Origin of the sequence: Lampropedia aestuarii (genome assembly GCF_004803635.1) — a bacterium.
GTDB classification, from domain to species: Bacteria; Pseudomonadota; Gammaproteobacteria; order Burkholderiales; family Burkholderiaceae_C; genus Lampropedia; species Lampropedia aestuarii.
Genome location: NZ_SSWX01000061.1, coordinates 1 through 890 on the forward strand (window position 1 = coordinate 1; position 890 = coordinate 890).

Genomic DNA, 890 nt, shown 5'->3' on the forward strand with positions numbered 1-890 from the left:
AAAACTGTCTAGTAAATACTGGTCGATTCAAATCGCTCATCAAGTTATCAGGCTTGCCACGGAAGGCGCCTGACTTCAGCACGCTGTGTCGCAGGCAAAAAGACTCGGATGTGAATGTGCGTTACACGCCCAGCTCTGCAGGATTGCATTTGCTCATTGACTCCACAGGCATCAAGTTCTTGGGCGAAGGCGAATGGAAGACCAAAAAGCACGGCGCAGAGCGCAGGCGCCAATGGCGAAAAGTACATATCGGCATTGATGAGAGCAACTTGCAAGTACGGGCCATTGTGGTCACCACCAACGATGTGGGAGACTCTCCAGTCGTGCCAGAGCTGCTCAAGCAGATCCCAGTCGATGAACCCATCACATCACTTACTGGTGATGGTGCTTACGACACTAAGACCGTTTATGAGGCCTGCCATGAGCGGCAGATCATGCCAATCATCGCGCCGCGCAAACGTGCTCAGATGCGTAAAGGTGCGACATTTGCGACGCGCAATGAGGCGATCAAAGCGTGCCGTCGATTAGGCCGAAGTGTTTGGAAAGAATGGAGTGGCTACCACCATAGGTCTTTGGTTGAGACGAAGATGAACTGCATCAAAAAGCTTGGCGAGAGGGTCAAGGCCAAGACATACGAGCGACAGGTGTTTGAACTCAATGCGCGTGCATCAATCTTCAACCGGTTCACCGAACTGGGCTACCCACAGACGGTGTCAATGGGATAACTGCGTCTGGGGTATGGGGTGGCTCGGTCTGCGCTTTATTGATGCAACAAAGCCCATACGATGTTGTCTCTTGGTGGCTGTGTGGTGATACAGGCTGGGCTTAGGTGGGCGCTTGGCCGCCTTGTTGCAGCTGCGCCTGGCTAACCCAGGTGCCGTGAAAGCCAT

Annotated in this window: 1 protein-coding gene; it reads left to right on the forward strand. The window is 53.4% G+C overall.

All coding sequences use genetic code 11. The features are described from left to right. On the forward strand, positions 1-725 hold a 725-nt coding region (locus E8K88_RS17895; protein WP_136408022.1), incomplete at its 5' end, for an IS5 family transposase. Positions 726-890 lie beyond the last annotated feature (165 nt).